This is a genomic window from Hymenobacter sp. UYP22, assembly GCF_040547285.1.
In the GTDB taxonomy this organism is placed as follows: Bacteria; Bacteroidota; Bacteroidia; order Cytophagales; family Hymenobacteraceae; genus Hymenobacter.
Map to the genome: position 1 here is coordinate 1 of NZ_JBEPPK010000024.1, position 6,557 is coordinate 6,557.

Annotated in this window: 7 protein-coding genes; 1 reads left to right on the top strand and 6 read right to left on the bottom strand. The window is 54.2% G+C overall.

Annotated elements, in window-relative coordinates:
* Positions 1-996 (bottom strand): tetratricopeptide repeat protein (locus ABIB60_RS22285; RefSeq protein WP_354582541.1); only part of this gene is annotated, 996 nt, incomplete at its 3' end.
* A 59-nt stretch (positions 997-1,055) separates the two neighbouring features.
* A complete protein-coding gene (gene mobV, locus ABIB60_RS22290) occupies positions 1,056-1,778 on the bottom strand; it encodes a MobV family relaxase (protein ID WP_354582542.1) in 723 nt (240 codons plus the stop codon).
* 1,145 nt (positions 1,779-2,923) lie between these two features.
* Here mobV and ABIB60_RS22295 point away from each other — a divergent pair.
* Positions 2,924-3,892: a replication initiation protein gene (locus ABIB60_RS22295; protein ID WP_354582547.1), complete on the top strand. Its 969-nt coding sequence runs from the start codon at positions 2,924-2,926 to the stop codon at positions 3,890-3,892.
* Positions 3,893-3,903: 11 nt separating this feature from the next.
* Here the strand turns inward: ABIB60_RS22295 and ABIB60_RS22300 are convergent, their stop codons facing one another.
* The 4 genes from ABIB60_RS22300 to ABIB60_RS22315 form a co-directional block, all read right to left on the bottom strand.
* A complete protein-coding gene (locus ABIB60_RS22300; protein WP_354582543.1) occupies positions 3,904-4,344 on the bottom strand; it encodes a hypothetical protein in 441 nt (146 codons plus the stop codon).
* 155 nt (positions 4,345-4,499) lie between these two features.
* Positions 4,500-4,832 (bottom strand): type II toxin-antitoxin system PemK/MazF family toxin, encoded by a 333-nt coding sequence (locus ABIB60_RS22305; RefSeq protein WP_354582544.1) that lies wholly within the window; start codon positions 4,830-4,832, stop codon positions 4,500-4,502.
* A complete protein-coding gene (locus ABIB60_RS22310; RefSeq protein WP_354582545.1) occupies positions 4,820-5,080 on the bottom strand; it encodes an AbrB/MazE/SpoVT family DNA-binding domain-containing protein in 261 nt (86 codons plus the stop codon). The genes ABIB60_RS22305 and ABIB60_RS22310 overlap by 13 nt, the downstream gene beginning before the upstream one ends.
* Positions 5,081-5,242: 162 nt before the next feature.
* Positions 5,243-6,079 carry a hypothetical protein gene (locus ABIB60_RS22315; RefSeq protein WP_354582546.1) on the bottom strand — a complete coding sequence of 279 codons (837 nt, stop codon included), beginning with the start codon at positions 6,077-6,079 and terminating at the stop codon, positions 5,243-5,245.
* Positions 6,080-6,557: the final 478 nt, after the last annotated feature.

The following is a 6,557-nucleotide window of genomic DNA, read 5'->3' on the forward strand; positions in this document are numbered from 1 at the left end:
ATTTTTCATCAAGCGCTTGATATCCTTTTCCGCAGCCGGAGTATAGCTCCATTCTAGGGCTTGCCGCAACGCCTCACACGCCCCACTGGAGTCGTTGGTTTTTAGTTGGGCTTGCGCGAGCAGGTAGTAGAACTGGCCTTTGTCGCGGGAGGGCACTAGCGCCAGGCATTGTTTCAGGTCCGTAATGGCCGCCGCGTGGTTGCCCGCATCGGTGTTGGCCAAGGCCCGGTTGGCATAGGCGCTGATGTAGTGGCCGTTGATGCGAATAGCCTGCGTGAAATCCGCCACGGCCTTGGGATACTGCTTTTGCTCGTAGCGCAACCAGCCCCGGTTCAGGTAGGAAAGCGAATCCTGCGGGTTAAGCTGCACGGCACGGCTCAGGTACTGGCCGGCGCGGACCGTGTCCTTTTGCAGCAGATACCAATAGCCGGTTCTACCATGGGCAAACGCATCGGTGGGGGCCAGCGCCAGCAGTTTTTCATTCGTCGCAATGGCCCCAGGGTAGTCTCGTCGCAACGACTGGTTGTAGGCTTGGCTGGCGTAGTATTTCAGCAGCGCTTCGTTGCCTTTGTCGTGACGCTTGCCGAGTTGCATAAACCGTTCGGCTTCCTCCGTCTGGCCTTGTTGCTGCAGATACGCACTGAAGCCGTAGTACACGTCAGCCGCCGTGGAATCGAGTAGCCAAGCCTGGTTGAAGCGCTTGATGGCCGTGGGCGCATGGTCAGTAGCCAAGTAGTGCCAACCGAAGTTGACATGGGCCTGCATGGCGGCTTGGGCAGTACCATACTTGCGCAGGCTATGCGCAATGAACTGCTCGTCGGCTTCCAGTTGCGCCGCCGTCTTGGTAAGCCCACCGTAGCGCGGCCGCTCGTTGATTCTGTCTTTGGCCCGTAGCGCATCGGATTCGAGATACCTCGGCGTTGAGTCAAGGGCACGCTGCGCCTGCGAAGCCAGAGGCAGCCACAGCAAAACGCCCACTAATAGCCATGCTCGCATTCTGATAAGGTTAAAAGGCCAGCTTCGATAAGCTTAAAAATAAAAGCAAGATATGGCCTTTACATACCTACTCCACCACTGCGGCTGTGCTGCTGCCCGGCCTGGTGGATGCGCTGCTGGGCCACCTGGCGCTGGGCTTCCTGCTCGAGCTGCGGATTAAGCTCCTTTACCAGCCCATAGAAGCGCTTTACCTCCTGGTGCTGGGCCTGGCTGCCCTCCACCCCGCGTTGCAGCCCAAGCGAGGCAAGCTTCGCCGCAAAGCTGGTCTGCATGTCGCGCATCTTCTGCCGGTCGCCCAGCATCGCCCGGCAATTGAGCTTGCCGGCCGCGTCAATGGGCACGACCGTGGCGTGGATGTGCGGCGTCTGCTCATCGAGGTGCAGCACGGCGTTCACGACGTTTTCCTTGCCGTAGCGCTCGCTCAGCCACTCCATCGCCCGGTTCCGGAAGCCGGCCAGCTTGGCCCCATCCTCGGGCGAGCCAACCAGCTGGGCCGGCTTGCCCGACTGGCCGGGCTCCTTGCGAATGTCCAAAAATTCGGGGCTGAATGTCATCAGGTGCTCAACCGCCAGCACGGCGTTGCTGCGCACCGTGCAGCCGGCTGAATCGAGGCGGGCCTGCACGTCGGCCGCTAAGTCCTGGCTACCGACCAGCTGCACGTTGAGCGGGGTCAGCTCGGCGTCCGCGTTGGGCGTCGGCCGCAGCCGCTGCAGGTGCTCGTTCAGGGAAGTGAGGTTGCCGGCGGTCTTGAGTTTGGCCGTGCGCAGGATGGCATAGGGCATGGGGGCGGTAGGGGAAAAGGGTGGCCAGCGGGCCGGCTGGGGGTGCCGGTGGCCACCGGGTAGAACGGGTGCCCGCAGGGCCGAACAGACAATTTTGGGCAGCCTAAAGCGCAGCGCTTAGGCTGCCCAAAATTGTCTAGTGAGTACACAACGCTTGAACTTTACGCTTGCTTACGTTTGTACTTTACGCTTATGACGGGGTTTTTACGCTTATACTTTACGCTATCAGGGGCTTACCTACGCTAACGATTTACGCTTGTGCCTCCTGGCACTACTACTTTCTGTCGTATCACACGCTGCACCACCGAGTTGTCCCGCTCACCCCACATCCGACCAAGCAGTTCTTTGATCTGTGTCAGCTGCTCAGTGGTTGGGTAGCCTTCCAGCAAGGATAAAAGTTTACCTGCCTCCTCGCCTAAGAAGTCTAGTTTATGGGCTAGGTAGTATTCGTCTCCCTGGTACAACCAGTGGGCTTCCTCTGACTTTTGGGCCTTATCCCAGGCACTTACCCGGCAGTTGGTGGAACAGAAACGGCCTCCTTTGCGACGGGGGGTATACACAGTAGCACAGTGCTGACAGGTTTGAAGCATACGGGTAAATTACTATTTTATTCTTTCCTACGGGCATCGGTAGCGCCTAGGTTACACCCGATGCTGATAATGCTCGGGGCTTGCTTCCCCACGGCCCCAAAGGCGAAAGTTCTCCCAGGTGTAAATAAGCACATAAGCTCGACAATAACAATCATATACTATTGATTACCAATTATATAGTATTAATTGAATATTCGCAAGTCACTGGCTTCTAGGGTGTTTTGTTTGCTTTCTGTTTCCGACTAGGGTTATCCACACGTTTTGAAAGCTTTTTCCTCGCGCGAAACACAACTTGTGATATTTGAAGTATTTGTTCTATTTGAGGGGGTCGTAACTTATTGAAAATCATAGCATTACAAGCACTTCAAACCACCTTTCGTGTATTTCAAACCACCTTTCGTGTAGTAAAAACCACCTTTCGTGTACTTCAAACCACCTTTCGTGTATCTATCGACCACCTTTCGTGTATCTACAACCACCTTTAAAAACCACTTTTGTTTTAGATGGTGGTTTAATAATTATAATTGCAGTTGAATCAGCTAAATGCCTGTCTTGATGAACCAAGAATTAGAAATCCGTCAGCATAATGCCCTCACAAATGCCCGCTACGAATACACTGAGCTGCAGCTAGACCTATTTTTCTTCATCATCTCTAAGCTGCGGAAAGATGAGAAGGACACTATCTATCAGTTGGATATCAGAGAACTGTCTAGTCTGACGGGCAAGCGATACAATGGGGCTTACCTGCATAAAGCCACGGCTGATATGGGCTCCCGCATGCTAGAAGTGGAAGATGCCAAAGAGTACCGGCAGATATGGATGTTTCAGCAAATCCGCTACATCAAGGGAGAAGGAATCATCGAATTTGACCTAACCAAGTACGTTTTACCCTATCTATTTCAACTCAAAAACAACTTCACTAGCTATGAACTAGCTGCTGCGCTCCGACTCACTAGCAAGTACGCTAAGCGTATTTATCAAATCTGCAGCCAGTGGAAAGACCTGGGAGAAACGAAGAAGTATGACCTGCAGGACTTCAAAAAGATGCTCGGGCTACTTGATGAGAAGGGCAATGAAAAGATGGAGCGAATCAGCCAGTTGCGAGAAAAGGTACTGGACGTAGCCGTTAAGCAAATCAATGAGCATACTGAACTGAATGTTAGCTACACGCTGGAAAAGCGCGGGAAGACCTTCAAAAACATCACTTTCACAGTGAAGCCACAGGCTCTAGCTGAAACTATTCCTTTCGACCTGGAGCCAGGTGCAGCTTCTCCGGCAGGCCTGGCCCCGCACCAGGTGGAGAACGCCAGGCGCTTGCTCACGCAACTGAGCATCACCACGCCGGAGCTGGTGGCAACCATCCTGGCCAGCGCGGCGCACGTGGCGGCCTGCAACAAGTTCGCCCACGACCTGAAAACCGGCAAGCACGCCAAGGCTCATTCCCTGTCGGGACTCCTGCTCACCATCCTGGGCCTTAAAAAGCCCGCAAACGGGCCGCTGTTCGACGCAGCCACCAAAAAGTAGGGCTTACCTGCCTACTTGCCGAAAACGCGCTGCCAAAGGCTCTTCCGCGCTGGCTCGGCTAACCGGGCTGCAATGCCCTCGACCATCTGCGTCAGCTGCTCCACCTGCACCTGCAGGTCGCGGGGGCTGGCCGGCAGCTGCGACTGAGTCAGCTGGCCTTGGCAGAACGAGCGCATGTCTTCGTTCACAAACTGGCCGATGGTCTTGCCGGCGCGCTGCGCGGTCTTCTCGACAATGGCCCGGGTTTCCAAGTCCACCCCGCGAATCGCCCACAACCCCGTGTCGGGGGCCTTGCGGGGCCGACCTCCCTTGGCTTTGGGTTTAGTTGTGTTTTGTTCTGGTTCTGTTGTCGCCGTTTCAGCAGGAGTTATACTGAACTCGGGTTCTGTTGCGGCTCCCTCAGCAGAAGTTATACTTAACTCCGGTTCTGTTTCTCCCTTTTGCTGACTCATTGGGTTTTGTTAAACGTTTAGTTTAACAGCGAATGTAGGAGAGTTCAGGACATGTGAGTTTAGTATTACAAAACCTTGAGTTTAGTTTACGAAACTCAAATAGCTATCATGTAGCGTATTACAGCATAAAACAATCCATAGCCCCCTAACGGGTATCAGTACTGAAACATCTCCTGCAGCCGGTCACAGACCGCTTGCGCCGTGGCTTTGGGCAGTACGCCTAAGCGGCGTACCAAGCGGGTTTTGTCCACTGAGCGGATGTGGTCAAGCGCGACCTGGCCCTCTTTGCCCTGGAAGGTGCAGTCCACCCGGGACGGGTAGTCGCGCCGGGTGCTGGTCAGGGCGGCAATGGTCACCGTGCGCAGGTAGCGGTTCATCTCGTCGGGGGAGAGCACGACACAAGGGCGGGTCTTGTTGATTTCGCTGCCCTGGGTCGGGTCGAGGTTGACGAGCCACACCTCGAAGCGCTGCACGGCTACCACTGCCATTCCGTTTCTTCAAAGGCCTCGTCCGAAAATCCCTCCAGCAGTTCGCCCTCCGGGGCCTGGCCCTGGGCAATAGCCTGCTGGAAGCGCTCGTCCCAGCCCTGGCGGCGGGGCTTCACCACCGACTTGATGAGCAAGCCCTCAGGCGTGGGCTGCAGGTCCACCTCGCCAGTGAGGTGGTATTGCTGCAGTAACTTCTTGGGCAGCACAATCCCCTGGGAATTGCCTACCCGAATCAGGCGCGTGTTCATGGATGCAAATGTATGTACAATGTAATTACATTTGCTGGCCGCTGTTGGTTTCATTCGCTGGAAAGCAGCACCTTTAGAACAGCTAGCAGGCCATTCTCGGCCCCTATGTGAAAGACGGGGGCTGTTTAAATCACCGTTTTCCTGAACTGAAATGGACGTTACCTACCAAGGTGGTTGCTGTTCAAGTGGAAGCCGCGGTATTGTGTTCCCAGTGGGGGTTAAACCGTAATGCAACCGGAGTTTTTCCTCGACAGTGGGTGGTGTAGTTAGCCCTGAGCGTTGAAGTCCATTCAACTCCTCTCGCTTGGCAGGCGTTTGCTTACTGTAGGCCACGTTGTCGATAGGGTTAAACCACTCGGTTACCAGGAAGAACTCGGTTTCTTCTGTGTTACGGATGCCTCTGTCCCATTCATCTTGATTAAATAAGGCATGGGCTGTCCAGGAATAACTTATCCACGAACGGTCTTCGCTCAACGGGAGCCAGCCGATGGATGGCCAAGCCGGAGTAAGTATAAGAGCTGCATCGAGCAGAATGGCGCACTGCGAAAAACCATTCAAGTCCTTTTGCTGAAGGGGCTCGGTGGTCAATATATCGTAAAACGCATAGTGCGAAATGCCTCGCAGTTTGCGGGCGTAGGTGTAGTGACAAGGCGTCAAAGCAATTTCTAAGAAAGAGCCTTCTTTCTTAGTTCTGGGTCTTTTCTGCGTCGTAGTTTTCCTTGTATCCGTCTCGCTCGTTATCGTATCAGCACGATCCTCTTCAAGACTATCCTCTTCAAGCGAAGAGAGGGCTTTTACGACGTCCATGATAACCCTATATCGCTCAGTACCTGACATAGCATCAAATCCCGGAGTGCTTAGAATCTGCGCGGTTTCTTCTGGCGTCGTTCTAAAGAATTTGCGCCCCACTTGTATCAGGAACACCCCGTCCTCTACCACTGTCCGGCAAGTGATGGAAGCTTGAGGGTGGCGTTGAAGCTGTAACAAGAAACCTTTCATGAACACAGTATACAAAGAACCCCTCCTTTGGGTGAACTCTTGGCAGCTGGCCAACACCTGGTGCCAGCAGGCCGCTGCAGGGCCCGGCGAGTTTACGAAATTCGTCTACGAATCAACGTTTACGAAACGGGCTGCTTTCCCAGGCCTGGTTAAACAGGATTTTAGGGGCAGTGGGGAAGTGCAATTCTTCCCTTTGGTTTCTTGCTTTCGTCCCTTAACATAATCCTAGTTATACCCCCGACCTCGGAATAAGGGTAGTTTTTGCCCCCACTGCCCCTTGCTTCCAATTGTGGTACTTTGCCGGGGGAAAGGCGAGTCTTTGCGCTACTTGTGTTCTCCTGCGCTTAGTTGGTAGGGGGCACGAACAGCGCTTACCGACAGGTATTTTTCATCAAGCGCTTGATATCCTTTTCCGCAGCCGGAGTATAGCTCCATTCTAGGGCTTGCCGCAACGCCTCACACGCCCCACTGGAGTCGT

Coding starts and splice junctions, on each gene's coding strand:
- mobV (WP_354582542.1), bottom strand. CDS start 1,778: ATGCCCTATGCCATCCTGCGCACGGCCAAACTCAAGACCGCCGGCAAC.
- ABIB60_RS22295 (WP_354582547.1), top strand. CDS start 2,924: ATGAACCAAGAATTAGAAATCCGTCAGCATAATGCCCTCACAAATGCC.
- ABIB60_RS22300 (WP_354582543.1), bottom strand. CDS start 4,344: ATGAGTCAGCAAAAGGGAGAAACAGAACCGGAGTTAAGTATAACTTCT.
- ABIB60_RS22305 (WP_354582544.1), bottom strand. CDS start 4,832: ATGGCAGTGGTAGCCGTGCAGCGCTTCGAGGTGTGGCTCGTCAACCTC.
- ABIB60_RS22310 (WP_354582545.1), bottom strand. CDS start 5,080: ATGAACACGCGCCTGATTCGGGTAGGCAATTCCCAGGGGATTGTGCTG.
- ABIB60_RS22315 (WP_354582546.1), bottom strand. CDS start 6,079: ATGAAAGGTTTCTTGTTACAGCTTCAACGCCACCCTCAAGCTTCCATC.